The sequence below is a fragment of the Bacillus sp. B1(2022) genome, assembly GCF_040259625.1.
Taxonomy (GTDB): Bacteria; Bacillota; Bacilli; order Bacillales; family Bacillaceae; genus Bacillus; species Bacillus velezensis.
Window position 1 is genome coordinate 86573 of record NZ_JANIFO010000012.1, and the last position, 18926, is coordinate 105498.

25 protein-coding genes and 2 pseudogenes are annotated in these 18926 nt (G+C 40.1%); 16 read left to right on the forward strand and 11 right to left on the reverse strand.

Annotated features, from left to right (window positions below):
* Nucleotides 1-53: 53 nt before the first annotated feature.
* The gene (locus NQS30_RS18165; protein WP_015239329.1) at nt 54-656 is read right to left on the reverse strand and encodes a response regulator transcription factor; all 603 of its coding nucleotides are present in this window, start codon (nt 654-656) and stop codon (nt 54-56) included.
* Between the two features lie 600 nt (nt 657-1256).
* Between NQS30_RS18165 and NQS30_RS18170 the strand changes: the two genes are divergently transcribed.
* Genes NQS30_RS18170 through NQS30_RS18205 form a run of 8 tightly spaced genes read left to right on the forward strand, consistent with a single transcriptional unit; the run spans nt 1257 to nt 7303 of the window.
* Nucleotides 1257-1820, forward strand: a complete 564-nt coding sequence (locus NQS30_RS18170; RefSeq protein ID WP_015239330.1) for an N-acyl amino acid synthase FeeM domain-containing protein — start codon at nt 1257-1259, stop codon at nt 1818-1820.
* An 18-nt stretch (nt 1821-1838) separates the two neighbouring features.
* Nucleotides 1839-2102, forward strand: coding sequence for an acyl carrier protein (locus NQS30_RS18175; RefSeq protein ID WP_015239331.1), 264 nt, complete (start codon nt 1839-1841; stop codon nt 2100-2102).
* A gap of 1 nt (nt 2103) precedes the next feature.
* Complete coding sequence (gene fabZ / locus NQS30_RS18180) at nt 2104-2544, forward strand: 3-hydroxyacyl-ACP dehydratase FabZ (protein ID WP_015239332.1); 441 nt, start codon at nt 2104-2106, stop codon at nt 2542-2544.
* Between the two features lies 1 nt (nt 2545).
* The gene (locus tag NQS30_RS18185; protein ID WP_015239333.1) at nt 2546-3745 is read left to right on the forward strand and encodes a beta-ketoacyl-[acyl-carrier-protein] synthase family protein; all 1200 of its coding nucleotides are present in this window, start codon (nt 2546-2548) and stop codon (nt 3743-3745) included.
* A 17-nt stretch (nt 3746-3762) separates the two neighbouring features.
* Entirely contained in the window at nt 3763-4713 is a 951-nt protein-coding gene (locus tag NQS30_RS18190; protein WP_015239334.1) for a beta-ketoacyl synthase N-terminal-like domain-containing protein, read from the forward strand.
* A 10-nt stretch (nt 4714-4723) separates the two neighbouring features.
* Nucleotides 4724-5437, forward strand: coding sequence for an SDR family oxidoreductase (locus tag NQS30_RS18195; protein WP_015239335.1), 714 nt, complete (start codon nt 4724-4726; stop codon nt 5435-5437).
* Between the two features lie 36 nt (nt 5438-5473).
* Nucleotides 5474-6427, forward strand: a complete 954-nt coding sequence (locus NQS30_RS18200) for an ABC transporter ATP-binding protein (RefSeq protein WP_003155721.1) — start codon at nt 5474-5476, stop codon at nt 6425-6427.
* Entirely contained in the window at nt 6428-7303 is an 876-nt protein-coding gene (locus NQS30_RS18205) for an ABC transporter permease (protein ID WP_007609910.1), read from the forward strand. It abuts the gene before it with no gap.
* Between the two features lie 84 nt (nt 7304-7387).
* Here NQS30_RS18205 and NQS30_RS18210 read toward each other — a convergent pair whose 3' ends face one another.
* The 8 genes and pseudogenes from NQS30_RS18210 to NQS30_RS18245 form a co-directional block, all read right to left on the reverse strand.
* Nucleotides 7388-7861 carry an antitoxin YezG family protein gene (locus NQS30_RS18210; protein WP_015239336.1) on the reverse strand — a complete coding sequence of 158 codons (474 nt, stop codon included), beginning with the start codon at nt 7859-7861 and terminating at the stop codon, nt 7388-7390.
* Nucleotides 7862-7865: 4 nt separating this feature from the next.
* Nucleotides 7866-8477: pseudogene (locus tag NQS30_RS18215) on the reverse strand (DNA/RNA non-specific endonuclease); the annotation flags it as partial.
* 279 nt (nt 8478-8756) lie between these two features.
* Entirely contained in the window at nt 8757-9152 is a 396-nt protein-coding gene (locus NQS30_RS18220; RefSeq protein ID WP_015239338.1) for an immunity 22 family protein, read from the reverse strand.
* 12 nt (nt 9153-9164) lie between these two features.
* A pseudogene (locus NQS30_RS18225) lies at nt 9165-9869 on the reverse strand (hypothetical protein); the annotation flags it as partial.
* 254 nt (nt 9870-10123) lie between these two features.
* A complete protein-coding gene (gene yezG, locus NQS30_RS18230) occupies nt 10124-10603 on the reverse strand; it encodes an LXG family T7SS effector immunity protein YezG (RefSeq protein ID WP_015239340.1) in 480 nt (159 codons plus the stop codon).
* 19 nt (nt 10604-10622) lie between these two features.
* A complete protein-coding gene (locus tag NQS30_RS18235; RefSeq protein WP_041482046.1) occupies nt 10623-11093 on the reverse strand; it encodes a TIGR01741 family protein in 471 nt (156 codons plus the stop codon).
* Between the two features lie 76 nt (nt 11094-11169).
* Entirely contained in the window at nt 11170-11640 is a 471-nt protein-coding gene (locus NQS30_RS18240) for an antitoxin YezG family protein (protein WP_015239342.1), read from the reverse strand.
* Nucleotides 11641-11644: 4 nt separating this feature from the next.
* A complete protein-coding gene (locus NQS30_RS18245; RefSeq protein WP_218791512.1) occupies nt 11645-13651 on the reverse strand; it encodes a T7SS effector LXG polymorphic toxin in 2007 nt (668 codons plus the stop codon).
* A 298-nt stretch (nt 13652-13949) separates the two neighbouring features.
* Here NQS30_RS18245 and NQS30_RS18250 point away from each other — a divergent pair, with 298 nt between their 5' ends.
* The 8 genes from NQS30_RS18250 (at nt 13950) to NQS30_RS18285 (ending at nt 18093) form a co-directional block, all read left to right on the forward strand.
* Nucleotides 13950-14669: a YebC/PmpR family DNA-binding transcriptional regulator gene (locus tag NQS30_RS18250; RefSeq protein ID WP_218791513.1), complete on the forward strand. Its 720-nt coding sequence runs from the start codon at nt 13950-13952 to the stop codon at nt 14667-14669.
* 181 nt (nt 14670-14850) lie between these two features.
* Nucleotides 14851-15132, forward strand: coding sequence for a hypothetical protein (locus NQS30_RS18255; protein WP_218791514.1), 282 nt, complete (start codon nt 14851-14853; stop codon nt 15130-15132).
* Between the two features lie 147 nt (nt 15133-15279).
* Nucleotides 15280-15528, forward strand: coding sequence for a spore coat-associated protein CotJA (gene cotJA / locus NQS30_RS18260; RefSeq protein WP_003155704.1), 249 nt, complete (start codon nt 15280-15282; stop codon nt 15526-15528).
* Entirely contained in the window at nt 15512-15775 is a 264-nt protein-coding gene (cotJB, locus tag NQS30_RS18265) for a spore coat protein CotJB (RefSeq protein ID WP_007408934.1), read from the forward strand. Before cotJA ends, cotJB begins: the two co-directional genes overlap by 17 nt.
* Nucleotides 15776-15789: 14 nt before the next feature.
* On the forward strand, nt 15790-16359 hold the full coding sequence (cotJC, locus tag NQS30_RS18270; RefSeq protein WP_003155700.1) for a spore coat protein CotJC: 570 nt from the start codon (nt 15790-15792) through the stop codon (nt 16357-16359).
* Nucleotides 16360-16447: 88 nt separating this feature from the next.
* Nucleotides 16448-16981, forward strand: a complete 534-nt coding sequence (locus NQS30_RS18275) for a GNAT family N-acetyltransferase (RefSeq protein WP_218791515.1) — start codon at nt 16448-16450, stop codon at nt 16979-16981.
* A gap of 30 nt (nt 16982-17011) precedes the next feature.
* Nucleotides 17012-17290 (forward strand): YesK-like family protein, encoded by a 279-nt coding sequence (locus NQS30_RS18280; RefSeq protein WP_069007114.1) that lies wholly within the window; start codon nt 17012-17014, stop codon nt 17288-17290.
* A gap of 113 nt (nt 17291-17403) precedes the next feature.
* A complete protein-coding gene (locus NQS30_RS18285; RefSeq protein WP_012117024.1) occupies nt 17404-18093 on the forward strand; it encodes a YetF domain-containing protein in 690 nt (229 codons plus the stop codon).
* A 32-nt stretch (nt 18094-18125) separates the two neighbouring features.
* Here NQS30_RS18285 and hmoA read toward each other — a convergent pair whose 3' ends face one another.
* Both hmoA and NQS30_RS18295 read right to left on the reverse strand, forming a co-directional pair.
* Nucleotides 18126-18452 carry a heme-degrading oxygenase HmoA gene (gene hmoA, locus NQS30_RS18290; RefSeq protein WP_003155696.1) on the reverse strand — a complete coding sequence of 109 codons (327 nt, stop codon included), beginning with the start codon at nt 18450-18452 and terminating at the stop codon, nt 18126-18128.
* An 84-nt stretch (nt 18453-18536) separates the two neighbouring features.
* On the reverse strand, nt 18537-18899 hold the full coding sequence (locus tag NQS30_RS18295) for a VOC family protein (RefSeq protein ID WP_007408938.1): 363 nt from the start codon (nt 18897-18899) through the stop codon (nt 18537-18539).
* Nucleotides 18900-18926 lie beyond the last annotated feature (27 nt).

The window sequence follows — 18926 nt, forward strand, 5'->3', positions numbered from 1 at the left end:
AATATCTTTACTCCTTTCATTTGTAAGAAAGTCGCTATTTTTTAATCCTTAAGTTATACATGCAGCAGCCCTTGTTTAATTCCGTTCACCACTGCTCCAACTCTTGAGTTGGCGTCCATTTTTTGAATAATAGAAGAAATGTGACGTTCTACAGTTCTTTTACTTAACTTTAATGCAGAACTGATTTCCATATTTGTTTTATCCTCTGCTATCAACTTCAGTACCTCCAGTTCCTTATGAGTAAGGCGATCAACAGATAGGTTTACAGAATGTTGAGGAAATACATGGTTTCCTGCAAAAGATTGTTTGACTGCAGTTATTAGTTCATTAATTGAATTTTCTTTCTTTACATAAGCAGCCGCTCCGGCATTGTATGCTGCATATATATATTCATCATACTCATAACCGGATAAAATTACAATTTTTAACTCTGGAAATGTTTTCTTAATGTTTCTTGTCAAGGAGATTCCATTGAAAGATTTCATCCTAATATCAATAATTAGAATATTGGGGCAATGATGGTCAATTTCATCATATATCTCTGCAGGATTTGATAAAGTGCTAACTACTTCAATAACTCTGTCGTGTTCTAGCAATTGTTTAATACCTTGTACCATCATCATATGATCATCTAACAGCAATACTTTGATTTTCAACTGATTTACTCCATTCATTGGAAAAGTAGTTGTAACAATAATGTGTTAAAACGTTTTTCTCTTTGGTTATAAATTAAAACAGAAAAGGATCGAATATAAGATATCTGCTTTGGGCTTTAGTTATTTCTAAAATGATGTAGATCCTGATCATTGGTAAGAAGGTTTATAATATATATCTATAATATGGTCCTTATGGAATATTATATCGTTTTCATTGTTTTTAATCTAGATAAAAGTATAATATACTATCCCTTTTTTGTTAGTTATTTCTTAATAACTCATTTTTTTAATTACTCAAATTGCCTAAATTGATAATCGCCTCTAAAAACCTGCAATTAACAATAATAAGTTGGCGACATCGCGCCAGTTCTTTGGCGGGATTTACGGATTTCATCTGAGTCAATATTTTGATATTTTTATATAGAGAAGAAAATATTGGTTAAATAGAGGTAGAATATACTATTTTCACTGATGTTGTGTTTTTGATACACCTCAAAAAATACTGTGATGCACTTCAGCTAAGGCGTAGACAGAGTAAACTTTTTAAAGAGTTACAGAATCAGGATTCAATCTTGAGACGGGACAAAGGGAGGGGTAATAATGTTAAAAGTAAAGATCTTAGAAACCGAAGAAGAGAAAAAAGAACTATATACAACGAGATATAAAATCTTTGTTGAACAGGAAAAATCAGTGCCTGCTGAAAATTATAAGGACGGTTTATTAAAGGATCATTCTGATGATCATGCTTACCAAATCGGTTGTTATGAAGGCAGTTTATTAGTTGGGTTTATGACTTTAATTGTAAAAAAAGATGATGAATTATTAGAGGTTGAACAAACTCATAATTTGATACCGCAAGAGAATGAAAAATATGCAGAAGTCATGAGATTAGTCGTGTTAGAAACATCTTTTACTAAAACGATTTCAATGAAAGGTAAAGTAATGAACCTTCTATTTGAAACAGTGAAAGATATTATTATCTCTGAAAATATTACTCATCTTCTCTTGCAGAGCAGAGAGAAATCTAAAAAAATGTACGAAAAAATAGGGTTTAAACAAATCGGTGATTTCAGATTATACAGAGAGAAATCATACCAATGTCCTATGAAACTTGACGTGATGAAAGTAAGCGAAAAGGTAGTAAATATATCGGAATTTATTTAATGAAAGGGATGGAGCTAAATGAGTCTGGAAACATTAATTAGTGTAGAAAAAAAAGAAAAGCTAGTGGGAATGATCGCGGAAATCTTGGAAGTGGAACCAGAAGAAATAAAGGATGATACAGATCTGGTTGAAGAATTAGATGCTGACTCAATGATGGCTTTAGAAATCTTAGCCTGTGTCGAAAAGGAGTTTCAAATAAAAATACCGGAAGAAGAGTTACAAAACTTCACCACAGTAAATAATATTATTTCAATTATTGAAGAAAGAATAAAGGAAAAATAATATGAATTCATTGTCGCATGATGAGGTTTTAGAGAAATTACCGCAGAGATACCCTTTTGTAATGATAGATCGAGTGATCGAGGCTAATGAAACTTACATAACAGCTATGAAAAATGTATCAGGAAATGAACCGTGCTTCCAAGGGCATTTCCCTGAAAAGAAGATATTTCCGGGTGTGTATATCACAGAAGCGATTGCTCAAGCAGCTATTCTTTTGTTCTCACAGAACGAAAATTCAGCAGAAACAAAACAAACTCTTCCTCTCCTTTACCACACAAATGTGAAATTTAAAAAGCCAATTGTACCGGGAGATCAAATGATTATTACATTAAATATAATAAAGAAAATTAGTAAGGCTGCAATTGTGAAAGCTGAAGTGAAAGTAGATGATTCTAAATGCGCATCGGGAGAATTGACCTTTACACTTGTGGGAGATGAATAATTTGAAAAGAGTTGTAGTAACCGGTACAGGAGCTATTACTTCGATAGGCCTTAATTCAAAAGATTTTTGGAGATCTTGTTTGAGTGGAGAGTCCGGCATTTCACCTATTCAAAAAGACGGACTTCAATTATTGGATCCTAAGTATGGCGGTCAAATTCATAACTTCAATGCTTCTGAATGGATTAAAGTTAACGATTATAAGTCAATTGGAAGAGGTTCTCAATTATTAATTGCAAGTATGTATGATGCAATCAAAAATGCTGAATTGAAGCCTGAAACTTATAAAATGGCAGATTTATATGTTGGAACCACTATGGGCGAAATATCCATTGAAAAAACTGACTATAATCGTCATTTGGAAGAAGCTAGCCCTCAACATCTTTTAGATCAAGGATTCTTGCATACGTTATTAGCAAATGCCTGCAGAGAATTTGAGTTACAAGGAGAGACAATGCTTGTTGCAAATGCTTGTTCTGCAGGTAATTATGCAATTATTCAAGGCTATGAAAAGATCAGAAACGGAGAACAATCTATCTGTTTTACAGCAGGAGAAGATCCTTTCTCGACTATTGCTTATTACGGGTTTAACCGATTAAAGGCTATTGCAGCAAAAGAATGTAAACCATTTGATGCTCACAGAGATGGAATGCTTGTTGCTGAAGGAGCGGGCTGTTTAGTATTAGAAGAATTAGAACACGCCCAAAAAAGAGGGGCTAATATCCTGGCAGAAGTTAAAGGGTATGGAGTTTCATGTGATGCCTATCATATCACTGCGCCGCATCCTAATTCGACAGGGATAATACAAGCCATGGAAAAAGCTATAAAAAAGGCTGGTATTACAACTGATGATGTAGATTACATCAGCGCTCATGGTACAGGTACTCAAGCTAATGATAAAGCGGAGTCGTTTGCAGTTAACCAATTATTTAATAAAAAAGTGCCGATGAGTTCAATTAAGTCCATGATAGGTCATTCTATGGGGGCTGCAAGTCTTCTTGAAGCGATTGTATGTTGTAACGCTGTAAAAGAAGACGTTGCACCTCCAACAATAAACTTTGAACTAAAAGATATAAATTGTGATGTTGATTGTATTCCAAATAATAAACGGTCATTTCCTATTGATTATGCTATGAATAATTCTTACGCTTTTGGCGGCGCCAATTCCAGCATCATTTTCAAGAAATTCAGAGACAATTGCTAAAAATGGAGATGAGTAAAATGAATATTATTGGAAGAGGTAAAGTCCTTTCTGAAACAATAAGCGTGGAAAGCATAAGAAATAACGTAGAGATAAACGGTATCCTTGAACCTGAGAATTTTGATATAAAACAGTATGTTAAATATAAAGGACTCCGTTCATTAACAAAAGCAACTAATTTAGCAATTGCATCAATAAGTGAGGCAATTACAGATGCGGGAAGCAGATACAGTGAACATTCTCCAGAAAGAATCGGTGTTTTTGTGGGAAGTACATTAAACCCTTTGGATGCCGCTTATCATTTTATGACAGATGTCTATGAAGCTTCTCCGGATTTTGTGAGTCCGGTTAAATTCTCTAGTTCTGTATTAAATAATATTTCCGGATGGGCTTCCATTGTTTATGGAATAACAGGCTTAAACTCAACTGTAATTTCAGGAAATCTTTCTGGAATAGACGCTTTGAAAATGGCAGTTTCATACATAAATAATAATGTTATTGATATTGCCATTGTGACTGCTGTTGAGGGAAACGAAGCAGGATCCATTTATCAACAAGGGAACCTTCAAAAAAAAGTAAATGCTGTTACAGGCGCAATTTCGTTTATTATAGAAAAAGATGAAAATAACCATCCAAATATAGAAAATATAAATAGTTTCCAACATACTGAAGATAATAGAGATAAAATCATTATGAACTTAGAAAAAGATTTAAATGACGGAATAACAAAAAATTTAATTTATGGTTCAAATAATTGCAATGATGAAATCATTTTTAACTATTTAAAAAGCAAAAAATTTGACGATGAATTAAATATATTGGATATATCTCGAAGCTCCGGGATGTCAAATGCTTTATCCGGGTTTTTGAAGTTGCTGGTATCAATGGACATGGAAGGTGAAACATTAGTGATCGAGACGAATGAAGTTGGAAACGATAGCATCATTAAAATAAATTCAAAAATTAGTTGAGGATCAGATTATGAAAAAAATAGCCATTATAACGGGTGGTACCGGAGATTTAGGACAATCACTTATTGATAAATTTCATCATAATAATTATATTGTTTATTTTACGTATTTCGGAAATGTCGAGAGAGCTAAAATGATTGAAGAAAAATACCCTGAAACAAAAGCTATAAAGGTCGATGTCAGAGAATACAGCCTTGTGAAAGAATTTATCGAGCGAATATATAACACGCATGAACGAATAGATTGTCTGATTAATAATGCCGGAATTAATAAAGATAAAACAATTTCTTTTATGAATCAAAAGTCTTGGTTAGAAGTGATCGATACAAATCTGAACGGTACTTTCAATTGTTGTAAATTCGTCTCGAAATATATGATCAATCAAGGTTATGGTTCAATTATTAACATGTCCTCGGTTTCAGGTATAAAAGGTATTGAAGGTCAGACTAATTATGGTGCGGCAAAAGCAGGGGTTAACGGGCTAACAAAAACTTTAGCGAAAGAGTTGGCAAAGTATAATGTTAGGGTCAATTCCGTTTGCCCAGGCTTTATAGAATCAGACATGACAAGTAATTTGGACGAGGACAGGATGATCAATCTTATCCCAATGCAGTGTGTAGGAAGTCCGGATGATGTAAGTGAATTATCACTTTTTTTGGCGGAAAATAGATCCAAATACATTACTGGGCAAATGATTGCAGTTGACGGAGGACTAACAATCTAGCATAATTTAGTAATCTTACTTTTCGAGGTGAACAGAATGGGAGAAGAACAAGACATTATTACAGTAACGGATCTTCGTAAAAAATATGGATCATTTGAAGCAGTGAAAGGGGTATCCTTTTCTGTCAAACGCGGCGAGCTGTTTGCATTTCTGGGAACGAACGGTGCAGGGAAATCGACCACTATCGATATTCTCTGTACGCTGATTAAAAAGACATCCGGAAAAGTGGTAATAGACGGTTATACGCTTGGTGAGGGGAAAGAGAATAATCATATCCGCAAAAAGATCGGAGTTGTTTTCCAAGAGAGCATTTTGGATGAACGATTGACCGTTTATGAAAATATCATGAACCGCGGACAATATTATCATTTAAGCAAGGCACAAGTGCAAGAGAACTATCAGTTTGTAACAGACTATTTAAAATTGGATGATATTAAGGAGAAAAAATACAGCGATTTGTCAGGCGGACAAAGAAGAAGAGCGGATATTGCACGTGCCATCATCCATAAACCGACTATATTATTTTTAGATGAGCCTACTACAGGTCTTGATCCGCAAACGAGAGTTTTTGTTTGGAATGCGATTAAAAGGCTGCAGGAAGAAACAAACATGACGATCTTTTTAACGACCCATTACATGGAGGAGGCCGCTGTGGCTGATAACGTTGTGGTCATCAAAGAAGGACGTCTGATCGCAGAGGGTACACCGAGTCAGCTGAAAGATCAATATGCGTTTGACAGTCTGCATATGATGTTTAAGCAAGGCGTTGATCCGACTGCATGGTTTGAAAATAAACAACTGGATTTTACGGTTAAAAACTCTATTTATTCCCTTCGTGTAGAGTCCACTCTCCAAGCGTTTGACATTTTGAAAGGTCTTGAAGGAAAAATTGAATCTTTCGAGGTGATTAAAGGGAATATGGATGATGTGTTTATCCACATTATCGAAGAACAAGGAAGCAGTTTGCCAGTAAAGGGGAGCATTGCATAAATGAAGTCTTTATCCAGTTTAATCAGCAGAAATATAAAAATATACTTCCGTGATCGAACGCTTTTGCTTCTTTCTTTGCTGTCAGTATTTATCGTCATTCTGTTATATGCCGTGTTCTTACAGCAGACACAGCTGGACGCCATTAAGGCCTTGGTCGGTTCGACAGATGATTCCAAAGCAATGGTGAACGAATGGATGGTGGCGGGATTGCTGTCCATTACAGCTGTGACAACGACTTTAGGCGCTTTCGGAATTATGGTGAAAGATAAAGAAAGCAAGAGAACGTATGACTTTTTAACAGCTCCTTTATCAAGGGCGACCATCCAATTGAGCTATGTCATTCATTCATTTGTCATCGGCTTGATCTTTTCATTCATCGCCTTTTTAGGCTGTGAAATTTTTCTCGTTTCAACAGGCAGCAAACTTTTAAGCGGTACAGATATACTTGAAGTATTGGGGATTATTATTCTTTCAGTTGCACTGTCAAGTTCCATAAATTTATTTTTAACGCTGTTTATTCATACACAAAATGCATTTTCGACGTTAAGTACGATTGTCGGAACAGCCATCGGTTTTTTATGCGGAGTATATGTGCCGATCGGCGGCGTACCGGTGTTTGTGCAGAAAATTATTATGTATTTCCCTATCAGCCACACCGCTGTTCTGTTCAGAAAAGCGTTTATGACAGACTCAGTTGATAAGGTATTTAAACATGCCTCTGCGGACCAAATACAGGAATATGAAAAGCATTACGGGATCGTCTACAAGTTAAACGGCCATTTTATCAGTACGGCAGCAAGCTTGTGGATCATTGTCATTACAGCCATCATATTTACCGTCATATCTATTTTCATATTTAAAAAACAAAATAAATAACTTCTTCAGACGATACATAACGATGTAACAGGCAGCATCCGTTTACTGGATGCTGTCTGTTTTGTTTATCATTATTCCGAAGCCTTACTTAATATTTAGATAATCCTTAACAAATTCTTTGTCCTCTTCGTCTTCAGGGAAAATCCCCAAGTTATTGAACTCCCAAATCATTTGCCTTTCGTATTCGTCCAAATCAGATTCAATAACATCTTCATAATCATAATCAATTGAGAACGTTCCATCGTTTTCAAGATTCAGTGTCAAATTTGTCCATGCTTCAGGATTATTTTCTTTAAATTCATTGTGTAACTGTTTAAATAACTCTTGAAGATCTAATAATAGTTCTGTATAAATTTTTTTACTAACTTGAAATTGTTCTGGAATGTCGTGAGAGTATATATATTCATCGTTTTCTGGTGTTTGAAAGAAAAAATACACTTCTCTAGAGCCGTCTAATATTTCTGCATAAAGAACAACTTTGCTCCATTCGGAAGGGATCATATCATTAATTTGTTCTGCTATCTTTTGATATAGAACTTCCATCTTTTTTGTTTCCATTAGATTAACCCCCTGGTTTATTTTCTATAGTAACTTGTCTCGCTCTACGATTACCTATCTTATATTCAACATTAAATAATACAGGTCTTAGTGAATCTCCCTGATAAACGGGTTCTATATTAACTTTTACTTGCTTAGGAGGTTTTCCGTTTAATGCCTTTGACCACACTTGCTCCATTTTGTACCATTTCCCGCCGCTCCTATTAATCTGAGAATTCATCGGCACGATGTTGTCGAATTGGCCTGAGCCTTTGAATTGGGTAGCGATTAGGTGGCCTCCGTCGTCATCTGTCAGACGGTCTGGTTTACCTGCTTTTGACTGCGCATATTGGTTGCGTTTTGCTTCTCCCAGCTGCAAGTCTGCTTTGACACTTGTAATTCTACCATAGTTGTCAGTAGTGTATGTGTAGCCTTCTTTTGTTTTGTAGATGACATTCGGCTTCAATACTTTCTTTCTGGTCCATTTCGCAAAATGCTCGCCGTATTTGACTGTTACCGGCGGCACATGCGGTGCCGGCGTACGCCTGCCGCTTGCGGAGGTTCCGTACGGTTTCGGCAGTACCACTTTGGCGAATGCTTGCAGTGCTTCTTTTAAACTTTTGTTGTAAGGCACTCCTTCGGCGGTACCACGCATGGAGTGGGCGATAGTGGAGAATAACCTCCAGTTATAGTTAGTACTTTGTCTGTGAGAGAACGCCCCTCCTTTTGTTTATCTATGGATATTTATAGTCTTTTAGGTTTTACACGCAAACAAAAAAGGCCTCTGAAAAAAAGAGAGCCTTCTTCTAGTCATCCTACTTTTTATCTTCTTCCAAGTAGTATGAATAACCATCTCATATAATCACTACATTATGAAAACGTAATTCTGAATTATACTTTATTATGATTTTTTCTTTTAAACATAGGAAACTGCACCAATAAATTTAAATGAATAGTTTTTTGCAGTTATTTCTTTCTCCCTGCCGTCATATTCAAAATTATATAAAAGAACAGCAGCATTGATTTGATCAGGGAGTGTGGTACCTACCATGTTTTCGAAACGAGGTAAGATGACACTATCGTATGAACAGCCGTCAATTAGTGCAGGTAAATTGTTACGATTATTTTCATGTGCAACTTTTTCTATAAAATCTTCATCTAAATCATCGATATCTATATCAAAGTCAATTAAAAATTGGGAAGGAAGAAAATCACCTTCATCTTCATTGTAAACTAATTCAACATATTTACTTAATGATTCATTATCCTTTATACTTCCGATCCACAATGATACGTAATTTTGACGTTCCATATAAACCTCCTATTATTTAATCCTCAATCCTTTTGGCAGGGCTTCTACTCCACCTTTAAGTCTATAGTTTGCCCAATTGTTCAACCTTCGGACAAATATATTATAGTTTAGAGATGAATCAATAATTCCCAGCAATTCATTATGGGCAGCTGTAGAGCCCAATCCCCCGTGTTTACCAACAGGATTTACGAACTCAACTTCGTTTATGGCAGTTCTTAAATCTCTTATTTGTTCCGCTGTAATATTCCAATGTTTAAAGGTAGGAGCTCGGGAAACTAAATGCCATTCGTGCATTCCACCGGGTGCTCTTAGTTGTCTTTCAATTGCTCTTCTAACTCTTTTATCTGCCCAAAGTTCATCAAGTTGTTTTGTGGTTAATGAGTTGAACCAATTATTAAATTCACCACTTTTTACTGTAGGAACTATTGTTTTTCTAGGTTTCTTTACATTCTGGGTTTTTATTATCTCAGTTTCTTGTAAAGCTTTCGACTTCTGTCCTTCAATCTCTTTCTTCAAAAGCGGTGTATTCTTCACATTATGCGTATTCTCAATATCCTGGACAATTCCTGCAAAAGCTGGTTGATTTCCTTTTGATAATGAATTGGTGAAATCTTTAGTTTTCTGGATACCTGTCTTCACATGTTTTGCAGCTGCTTTTTCTCCGGCTTCCAAGACGTTATCCACTTTGGCGGCGCCTGTTTTTGCGAGCTTGTGGGTCATTGTCATTACAGCCATCATATTTACCGTCATATCTATTTTCATATTTAAAAAACAAAATAAATGACCTCTTCAGACGATACATAACGATTTAACAGGCAGCATCCGTTTACTGGATGCTGCCTGTTTTGCTTAGTCTTATGGGAGCATGCCCATATTTTTGTGCTTCCGCAAATTCTGTCTTTGTGTTCCGCTTAATTCTAATGCAATAACATGTTACATTAGTCAAGATATCCTGATTGTCAGCTTTTCATTTATCTTTCGCTAGTCTTGATGAAATCTTCTAGGAAGGTTCTTACCGTTTTCCTTTTTGGCATCAAGCCTAGGTTTTTATACACCCAAACAGCTTTTCTTTGAGCTCCATTTAGCTCTGAACCGATTACATCTTCATAGTTATAATCTATAGAAAACTGGCCTGTCCTATCTAGTTTTAAAGTCAAGTTCGTCCAAATATGCAGATTATTTTCTTTATATTCTTTGCGCAGTTCTTCGAAGGCTTCTTGAAGTTTGATTAATAGATTGTCATAAAGATCTTCGCTTACTTGAAAATGTTCAGGAATATTATGAGAATAGATATAATCCTCACTTTGCGGAGGATTGAAATAAAAGAAAACTTCAGAAGAATCGTCGAGTATTTCTGCATAAAGAATGACCTTTTCCCATTCAGAAGGAATTATTTCGTTAATGCCTTCTGCTATCTGTTGATATAATTCACCCATTTTTTCTGTTTCCATGCTAACCTCCAGTTCAAATTTATAGATTTAGGTAGCTAATTAAAAATTCTTGATCTTCCTCGTCTTCGGGCAAAATTCCAAGAGTTTTGTACTCCCATAATGCAATTCTTTGATACCCATCAAGCTCAGATGCCAAAATATCGTCATCATTATAATCAAGTTGGAATTGACCGTTGCTCTCCAATGTCAATGTTAGGTTCGTCCAAACCTGATCATTATTGTTTTTGTGCTCAGCTCGTAATTCGTCAAAAAGTTCACGGATTTCTCTTAATAAAGTTTTGAAGATATCTTTACTTACACTGTATCGGACAGGTATATCTTGCGAATAAATCAGTTGACGTTTTTCTGGTGTCTTGAAGTGAAAGAGAACCATGGTAGAGTCATCTAATACTTCTGCATAAAGATATATTTTTGTCCATTCACAAGGTATGATGTCATTTAATTTCTCACCAATAATCTGGTACAGATCTTGCATTTTCTTATTTTCCAACCTTTTCACCTTCAATCGTCGAGAAATCCTAGTTATAAAAAATAGCCCAGCAAGGAAGTGCTGAGCCATTATTGTTTTATAGACTGCAGTAACTTATTACAAATTCTTTATCGTCCTCATCTTCAGGCAAAATCCCCAAGTTTTGATATTCCCATACCACTTGCCGTTGTGTTCCGTTTAAGTCTGAGGCGATGACATCGGTGTAATCGTAGTCAATTGAGAATTTACCGCTTCGTTCGAGATGTAAAGTGAGGTTTGTCCATAAGTCCTCGTTGTTTGTTTTAAATTCATCCCGTAACTCTTCAAAGTAATCATGCAATTCATATAGAAGTTCGTCATATATATCTTCATCAACATTAAAATGTTCAGGAATATCGTGTGAATATATATATTCCTGATTTTGTGGAGTAGTAAAGAAGAAGTAAACTTCTGAAGAATCATCTAAAATTTCGGCATAAAGAGCAACCTTCTCCCACTCAGAGGGGATAATTTCATTTATTTGCTCAGCGATTTTTTGATATAGTATTCCCATCTTTTCAGTTTCCACAATATCAGCCTCCTGCTTGATTTTTTATTCTAACATTTTTAAATCTTTTATTTCCGATCTTATATTTGACCTTAAATAAATTAGGTCTTAAAGAGTCTCCACTATAAATAGGCTTAATTTCAATTGTTACTAATTTAGGAGGTTCTTCTTTAAGAGCTTTTGCCCACTCCTGCTCCATCTCATACCATTTCCCGCCGCTCCTATTAATCTGAGAATTCATCGGCACGATGTTGTCGAACTGGCCTGAGCCCTTGAATTGAGTAGCGATTAGGTGGCCTCCGTCGTCATCTGTCAGACGGTCTGGTTTACCTGCTTTTGACTGCGCATATTGGTTGCGTTTTGCTTCTCCCAGCTGCAAGTCTGCTTTGACACTTGTAATTCTACCATAGTTGTCAGTAGTGTACGTGTAGCCTTCTTTTGTTTTGTAGATGACATTCGGCTTCAATACTTTCTTTCTGGTCCATTTCGCAAAATGCTCGCCGTATTTGACCGTTACCGGCGGTACATGCGGTGCCGGTGTCCGCCTGCCGCTTGCGGAGGTTCCGTACGGTTTCGGCAGGATGACCTTGGCGAATTTCTGAAGTCCTTCTTTAAGTGTGACCCCGTTGACTGCGTTGTAAGGAACGCCTGCCGGCACTAAGTCGTGACGCGGATGATACGGGAGAATATCAGCCAGGGTGAGATCTCCGATTTGATTTAACTTGGTTTTGGCACGTTTTTTTGATACTTCCATGCCTGTGTTTACTTTTTGTTTGATGTGATCAACGGTTTGTTTTGAGACCGTTATCGCTTTTTGTGCTGTTGCGGATTTGCTTGCTGCTGTTTTGACTTTGGTTGTCACTTTGGCGGCTGTGCCAGTTTTTGAGACGGCGCCGACGCCTTTTGTGCCGACAACTGATGTCACAACGGTGCCTACTGCATATGACACCCATCTTGCTCTGGAGTAGGTGTCGCCATTCACCATGTCTTTTTGGTACGATTCTTCGATTGCCGCTGAAATGGCTTCATACGTTTTGATCGGGTGAGCCACCGCTCCTGTAATGGCTTCAACCGTTCCGCCCGGATCTGTGACCATATCCCACAGGCCTGTGACCGCGTCTTTTCCGGAATCATAAAGGCCGACGGCAACGCCTTTGAAACCGTCTGTAAGTTCACGCGTGTTTTCAATTTGAGTGAAGTAGCGCTGCTGTTCTTTTGTCAGGTTTTTATAGCCGATTGTTTTGGCCATTGAGTAGAATTCATCGGCATTCGCATAATCATAGTTTTTCAGTCTTTCTTTCAGTTTTTCAATTTCCCGCTCTTTCGCTTCTTCCTTTTTAATCGTCAAATAAGCATCCGAATGTCTTGCAATCTCGTCTTTTTTCTTATGGATGTCGCTTTCTCGGTACGCTTTGGCGTTGTAGTGAAGCGGCGTGGCGCTTTTTCCTTTGCCTGTGGCGTTTTGGAGCTGCTCAAAGTCGGCCTGAATGAACTGTTCGTTCGCTTCGGTTTCTGTGTATTCCTTCGTTAGATCGTGATCAAGCTTGTCGAGCTTATGTATTGTTTCGCTTCTTTTTTTGTCAGCTGAAGAAAGCTTCTGATCTGTGCTTTCGGTTGAAAACAGATCAAGCGAGATGATGTCTTCGATCTCTCTGAGGATGGACCCCATGTCCTTTTTTTGCCCTTCCATAATTGCCTTTGATTTACTGAGGGCGTGGGTGAGCTCATGCTCCAGAAATGATTCCTCCACATGCGAATTGGAAAGTCCGGCATCTTCGACCTTACCGGGAAGGCTTGTGAGAAATGCGATTTTCATGTCGATCAGATCAAGCCAGCTGTCTGTGACGCCGGCGTGGTCCTTGAAAAAAGCTTTGATGTTGTCTGCGCCCCGGCCGGAGAAATCATTGTCACCAAGATCAGCCATGCCTTGAAACGCTTTTTTCAGGTTGACCATCTGACCGCGCAGTTTTTTATATTCACCCGCGCGCTGTTTAGCAGCGGCCAGCAGGCTGTTTGCTTCGAAAACTTTCATGACCATATCCTTTCATTTGTTCGATATCAAAATTTTACCACGTGAGTCAGGATATACAGTGTAGGAAATAGGTAATGAGAATAAAATGAATCTTTTGGCTTGCGACTTCCTTCCTGTATGAAGGGAGGCTTTTTATATTTTGTATAATAACCCTCACATTCGGCTTACTGCGCTCCGGTGATTTTAAGCGTGCCTGTTTTTTCTAATGTCTTACACTCGAAACAACCCAACCGCTGAGGTATAATAGAAGCAGAGTATTTATCATACAGATTCAATTCGTGAAAGAGAGTGGAACAAAATGGGCCGTAAGTGGAACAATATTAAAGAAAAGAAAGCATCAAAGGACGCAAATACGAGCCGGATTTACGCGAAGTTCGGCCGTGAGATTTATGTGGCGGCAAAACAAGGCGAGCCAGATCCGGAATCGAACCAGGCGTTAAAAGTGGTGCTTGAGCGCGCGAAGACGTACAGTGTGCCGAAAAATATTATTGAGCGTGCGATTGAAAAGGCGAAAGGCGGCGCGGAGGAGAACTTTGACGAGCTGCGTTACGAAGGTTTCGGGCCGAACGGTTCAATGATCATCGTTGATGCGTTAACCAATAATGTAAACCGCACGGCGCCTGAAGTGCGTGCCGCATTCGGGAAAAACGGCGGAAATATGGGTGTGAGCGGGTCTGTCGCTTACATGTTCGATGCGACTGCCGTTATCGGCGTTGAAGGCAAGACGGCGGATGAAGCGCTGGAATTGCTGATGGAAGCTGATGTGGACGTGCGCGATATTTTAGAAGAGGATGACAGTGTTATCGTATATGCCGAGCCTGATCAATTCCGTGCGGTACAGGAGGCATTCAAAAATGCCGGCGTTGAAGAGTTCACGGTTGCGGAGCTGACGATGCTTGCGCAAAATGAAGTCGAGCTTCCGGAAGATGCGAAAGCTCAATTTGAAAAGCTGATCGATGTGCTGGAAGACCTCGAAGACGTACAGCAGGTTTATCACAATGTAGATTTAGGCGAATAAAGACAAAAAGGCCGGGGCGGCATAAGTTCCGGCCTTTTTATTTTGCTTAAGCGGTCGGCCTGTATCGTATTTTTCTCCGTAAGCAATTATTTATTATTTCGCCAAAACTGGGCGGATGCCCATACGTTTCCTTCCGGATGTCATAAACTGGACTGTAACCTATGTGAAGGAGCGATAAATCATGAATGAAAGAAGACCGATTTACGGCGGAGGCTATGGCGGCTTCGGAGGCTACCCGGGGTACGGTTTTGGCGGCTACGGAGGCTTCGGAGGATATCCGGGATACGGTTTCGGCGGAGGCTACGGATACCCGGGATACGGTTTTGGCGGCTACGGCGGCTACGGCGGCTTCGGCGGCTTCGGCGGCTTCGGGGGATATCCGGGGTACGGTTTTGGCGGCTATGGCGGAGGCTACGGCGGCTACCCGTTCCATCATCATCATCGGGAAAGCCAATATATCTGACCATTCGGGAAAAAGCACTCTTGGAACAGCAAGAGTGTTTTTTTGTGACCGTTTCTAAGCGCTGGCTTTTTTATTTTCTTACAGGGCATAAATGCCGATACGGATTCATACCTATTAAGGTCATGTGTTTAGGAAAGGAGGATCGTAATGAAAGAAAATCAGCCGTTTACACCGGTCAAATCCTATAAACCCTTCCACAGCCGGTTTGATCCCTGCCCGCCGATCGGGAGAAAATACTACAGAACGCCGCCGCATCTTTATATGCGGTTTCAGCCGTATCACTTGGAGCAGTTTTCTCCGATGGAGGCATTGAGAAAAGGGACCCTTTGGAAGGATCTTTACGATTTCTATGATAATCCTTATCGGGGGGGAATCGAATATGGCGAAAAAGATTGATGATGAATATTATCGGCTGCTGGAGCAAATTCAGGCGGCGGACTTTGTCTTGGTGGAGCTGACGCTTTATCTGGATACGCATCCCCATGACCGTCTCGCGCTTCAGCAGTTTCATGAATATTCCCGGTACTCAAGACAGCTGAGAAAGCGGTTTGAGCCTGAGTACGGACCGCTTCTGCAATTCGGCGTGAGTCAGGTCGGCGCTCAATGGGACTGGGGCCGCGGTCCTTGGCCATGGCAAGTATAAGGAGGGATCTGTAAATGTGGGTATATGAAAAAAAGCTGCAGTATCCGGTTAAAGTCAGTACATGCAACCCGATGCTGGCTAAGTTTCTCATTGAACAATACGGCGGGGCGGACGGCGAATTGGCCGCAGCGCTCCGGTACTTAAACCAGCGCTACACGATTCCTGACAAGGTGATCGGCCTGCTGACGGATATCGGCACGGAGGAGTTTGCGCATTTAGAAATGATTGCGACGATGATTTATAAGCTGACAAAAGATGCGACCCCGGAGCAGCTGCGTGATGCAGGGCTCAGTGATCATTACGTCAACCATGACAGCGCGCTGTTTTATCACAATGCGGCCGGAGTTCCGTTCACAGCGTCTTACATACAGGCGAAGGGAGATCCGATCGCTGATTTATATGAGGATATTGCGGCTGAAGAAAAGGCGAGAGCGACGTATCAATGGATTATTGATATTTCCGATGATCCTGACCTGAATGATTCACTCCGTTTTCTGCGTGAGCGTGAAATCGTCCACTCTATGCGTTTCAGGGAAGCGGTTGAGATTTTAAAAGAAGAACGTGATAAGAAGAAAATTTTTTAAACGGCCCTCAAACACGACGGCTGTTTTTTTCCTTTCTGCGTTTGGTCTATAATAAAGGTGTCGAATATTCTGATTACAGGAGGATTTTATGACACCTTTTACGATTACGGAGGAGAAGGCGGGGGCATTCCGGGTCACCCCCGCCCGGAAAGATGATGCAAAAGAGGTCATGGATCTGCTCGTGCAAGCGGCAGAATGGCTTCGCGATAAAGGATCGAACCAGTGGAGCGGCCTTCTAGAAGGGGAAGATACCCACAATATGCGGGAGGCGATCGCCCAAGGGTATGTTTTTTTATTCAGGCAGAATGAAGAGCTGGCCGGCGTCGTCATGCTGCTTCCCGAAGCAAGCGGGTGGGACAGACGTCTTTGGGGCGATGAAGGACATGAGGAGTCCGTATATCTCCACCGGCTGGCGATTGACAGGCGGTTTGCAGGGGCGGGGCTCGGCCGGACAATCATGACTTGGGCGGAGACGGGTGTGTCTTGTCCGGGAAAAACGAAAATCCGGCTCGATTGCGTGTCCGAAAACAAGGCGCTTCAGTCGTTTTACAGCGGAATGGGGTACGAATCAAAAGGACCCGCGCCGGGTTATCATTTGTTTGAAAAAAAGGTGAGCAAATAAAAAGCTACTCATGACGGAGGTGCAAAAGACATGGGGTTTTTTTTTCTGATCTGTCTGGCCGCATTTTGTCTTAACTTTGCCGTATCGGCTGTGCTCCGCAAGAAATGGCCGAAAAAGATGTGGCCTGAGTGCCTTTTGGCGGTGCTGGGCCTGACTGCTTTCGGTACGGTTGTTTACAGCATTTTCGGTGTCGGCGGCTGGGAAGGAATGGGCTTGGGGCTTGCCGCGATGTTTGCGGGTTCCGGAGCGGCCGCCGGTTATGCCGCTGAGGTGTGCTTACGGGTCGTCAGATCGAATCGAAAACAGTAAGCAGAAGTGAAAAAACGCGGCCTCGGCTGCGTTTTTTTGTGTGTTGCCGGCCGCTGTATAGAAAACAGGCGAATGTCCATAATGGTAATGACTTTTAAGAAGAAGGTGCGAATATGGGACATTTACTTACAGTGGCTTGGGAGTTAGTATGCGGTTTGGGTATTTTATTTGTGATTTTAAAATTGCTTGGAAAAACTCAATTCTCGCAAATTACGCCGTTTGATTTTATTTCCGCGCTCATCCTCGGCGAACTGGTCGGAAATGCGGTGTATGATAAAGGCGTCAGGATTTTTGAAATCATTTTTGCCTCTCTGTTATGGGGGATTTTAATTTATCTCATCGAACTGATTACGCAGAAAGTAAAAAGCTCCAGAAAGCTGTTGGAAGGCGAGCCGAGTATTATCATACATAAAGGAAAACTGAAATATGATGTGCTGAAAAAGAATAAGCTGGACATTAATCAATTGCAAAGCCTTCTCAGACAGGCGAATTGCTTTTCCATACAGGAAGCGGAGTACGCGATTTTAGAAACAAACGGGATGGTCAGCGTCCTGCCGAAATTTCAATATGACACGACGAAAAACGGCGACATGCAAATAAAGCCGAAGCAGGTCTCTTTGCCGGTCACGCTGATTATTGACGGCGAAGTGCTGTATGAAAATCTGAAAGAAGCCGGGCTGGAAGAAAAGCAGCTGAATCAGGAGCTGAAAAAGCTGAACATCAAAAAAACGGAGGACGTGTTGTATGCGGAATGGAAGCCCGATAAACCGCTGTTTGTCCTGCCGTATGAGGAGAAAAAATAAAAAGAGCATTGCCCTGGGGCAAATGCTCTTTATTATTTTTCGTGTACGCCTGTTTTAACGGCTCTGACATGATACATACCGACATCCGTCCCAAGCATATAATCAGGTTTCGGCTTGCCTTGGTTTGCTTTGTGGGCCGCGATGTGGTCTTCGCTTTTTTCCCATTGTTTCCAATGGTCTTCTGACTCCCAGCGGATTAACACGACGACTTCTTCATCACCGCGGCGGACTTTTTTTTCCAGGACCGTTACGTCTATCAAACCTTCCTGCTTTTCAATCACGCCTTCTGAACTGAAGCGTTCGATTACTTTGTCGGCATGTCCTTCTTTTACGGTCATTTTTCTGATTTGCACAAACATCTGGCAGCTCTCCAATCCTTTTCACGCTTTATCCAACATTTTAAATGAAAATGATTCTCAAAGTCAATTAAGGTGCATGACGGATTACGATTTCAGGAGAAAGACATGACCATCCTCATCTTTAAATTGCACGAAGCTGCCCCATTCCATTTGTTTCGGTTCATCTAAAAAGGTGATGCCGTTCTTTTTCATCTGTTCGTATGCGGCAAAGACATCTTCACACTCAAATACGATAGAAGCCTTCATATGCTCGGCCCCTTTCATCATCGATTTCGGATAAATAACCAAATGAGTGGCGGCCCCTTTGGGCGCTACCTCAAGCCAGAAGGCGCCCGGGCCCATCGGATGCTCGGCGACGGTTTCAAACCCCGCTTTTTCCGTCCAGAATGTTTTTGCTTTTTGCTGATCATCAGTGTATACGGCGACTGTCGCGATTTTTTTGATCATCATACTGACCTCCTGTTTCATTTCTAT

Coding starts and splice junctions, on each gene's coding strand:
- yezG (WP_015239340.1), bottom strand. CDS start 10,603: ATGGAAACAGAAAAAATGGGTGAATTATATCAACAGATAGCAGAAGGC.
- NQS30_RS18205 (WP_007609910.1), top strand. CDS start 6,428: ATGAAGTCTTTATCCAGTTTAATCAGCAGAAATATAAAAATATACTTC.
- NQS30_RS18250 (WP_218791513.1), top strand. CDS start 13,950: ATGGGCCGTAAGTGGAACAATATTAAAGAAAAGAAAGCATCAAAGGAC.
- NQS30_RS18245 (WP_218791512.1), bottom strand. CDS start 13,651: ATGAAAGTTTTCGAAGCAAACAGCCTGCTGGCCGCTGCTAAACAGCGC.
- hmoA (WP_003155696.1), bottom strand. CDS start 18,452: ATGTTTGTGCAAATCAGAAAAATGACCGTAAAAGAAGGACATGCCGAC.
- NQS30_RS18220 (WP_015239338.1), bottom strand. CDS start 9,152: ATGGAACGTCAAAATTACGTATCATTGTGGATCGGAAGTATAAAGGAT.
- NQS30_RS18295 (WP_007408938.1), bottom strand. CDS start 18,899: ATGATCAAAAAAATCGCGACAGTCGCCGTATACACTGATGATCAGCAA.
- NQS30_RS18170 (WP_015239330.1), top strand. CDS start 1,257: ATGTTAAAAGTAAAGATCTTAGAAACCGAAGAAGAGAAAAAAGAACTA.
- NQS30_RS18210 (WP_015239336.1), bottom strand. CDS start 7,861: ATGGAAACAAAAAAGATGGAAGTTCTATATCAAAAGATAGCAGAACAA.
- NQS30_RS18190 (WP_015239334.1), top strand. CDS start 3,763: ATGAATATTATTGGAAGAGGTAAAGTCCTTTCTGAAACAATAAGCGTG.
- fabZ (WP_015239332.1), top strand. CDS start 2,104: ATGAATTCATTGTCGCATGATGAGGTTTTAGAGAAATTACCGCAGAGA.
- cotJB (WP_007408934.1), top strand. CDS start 15,512: ATGGCGAAAAAGATTGATGATGAATATTATCGGCTGCTGGAGCAAATT.
- NQS30_RS18280 (WP_069007114.1), top strand. CDS start 17,012: ATGGGGTTTTTTTTTCTGATCTGTCTGGCCGCATTTTGTCTTAACTTT.
- NQS30_RS18175 (WP_015239331.1), top strand. CDS start 1,839: ATGAGTCTGGAAACATTAATTAGTGTAGAAAAAAAAGAAAAGCTAGTG.
- NQS30_RS18255 (WP_218791514.1), top strand. CDS start 14,851: ATGAATGAAAGAAGACCGATTTACGGCGGAGGCTATGGCGGCTTCGGA.
- cotJA (WP_003155704.1), top strand. CDS start 15,280: ATGAAAGAAAATCAGCCGTTTACACCGGTCAAATCCTATAAACCCTTC.
- NQS30_RS18200 (WP_003155721.1), top strand. CDS start 5,474: ATGGGAGAAGAACAAGACATTATTACAGTAACGGATCTTCGTAAAAAA.
- NQS30_RS18285 (WP_012117024.1), top strand. CDS start 17,404: ATGGGACATTTACTTACAGTGGCTTGGGAGTTAGTATGCGGTTTGGGT.
- cotJC (WP_003155700.1), top strand. CDS start 15,790: ATGTGGGTATATGAAAAAAAGCTGCAGTATCCGGTTAAAGTCAGTACA.
- NQS30_RS18275 (WP_218791515.1), top strand. CDS start 16,448: ATGACACCTTTTACGATTACGGAGGAGAAGGCGGGGGCATTCCGGGTC.
- NQS30_RS18195 (WP_015239335.1), top strand. CDS start 4,724: ATGAAAAAAATAGCCATTATAACGGGTGGTACCGGAGATTTAGGACAA.